At 69.2% G+C, this 859-nt stretch carries 2 pseudogenes; both read left to right on the top strand.

Features of this window, described 5'->3' with window-relative positions:
- A pseudogene (locus tag N878_RS29215) lies at positions 1 to 199 on the top strand (L-methionine/branched-chain amino acid transporter); the annotation flags it as partial.
- Between the two features lie 204 nt (positions 200 to 403).
- A pseudogene (locus N878_RS22940) lies at positions 404 to 859 on the top strand (C4-dicarboxylate ABC transporter substrate-binding protein); the annotation flags it as partial.

The raw sequence follows: 859 nt of genomic DNA, 5'->3' as shown, positions 1-859 counted from the left end.
CGTGCTGATCTACCTGTTCAGCATGGCCGCCGGCGCGGTGCTGCTGCGCGGGGTGTGGCGCTGGCTGGCCGGGCTGGCCACGCTGCTGTGCGCCGCGGTACTGGCGATGCTCGGCGGCGATGCGCTGTACGCCCTGGTCCTGCTCGGCCTGTTGCTGCTGCTCGATCAATTGCGGGCGACGCGCAGGTCCCTGGCGTAGGGGGCGCCATGCGCACAGGGGGTCGATAGGCGATGTTTGCACTGCGCACGCCGCGACACCCTATGGCGTGACCACAGGGCGCTTGGGGTTCTATCCTTGCAGCGAACCCGCCTGCCCTTATCCGGCGCTGCGCGCCAGCTTCTCCTGCGGGAGAAGGACACCAGGAAGGCGTCGCTTCGCGACTTTCACCCCCAAGGATGCCCCATGCGCCGCGTGCTGAACGACCTGAAGATCATGATCCTGGCCAACCTGTGGATAGTGCCGGTGGTGGCCGCACTGGTCTGGGCGCTGTTCCAGTTCGTCGCCCCGCCGCCGCCAATGAGCGCCAGCATGGCCACCGGCACCCAGGGCGGGGCCTACCAGCAATTCGCCGAGCGGCTCAAGGAGGAACTGGCCAAGGAAGGCTTCGAGCTGCACCTGGTGCCCACCTCCGGCTCGCGCGACAACCTGCAGCAGTTGCTGGCCGACGCCCCCCAGGTGCAGATCGCCCTGGTGCAGAGCGGCCTGGAACGCCAGCTCGCGCCGGCCGAGCAGCAACGGCTGGAGAGCCTGGGGGCGATCTACCAGGAACCGCTGTGGCTGTTCTATCGGCGCGAGGCCAGCCTCGACCGCATCGCCGACCTGCTGCCGCTGCGCCTTGGCCTCGGCGGCGAAGGCAGC

The organism is Pseudomonas sp. EGD-AK9, assembly GCF_000465935.2.
Lineage (GTDB): Bacteria > Pseudomonadota > Gammaproteobacteria > Pseudomonadales > Pseudomonadaceae > Aquipseudomonas.
This window is presented reverse-complemented; position numbering and strand designations above follow the sequence as displayed.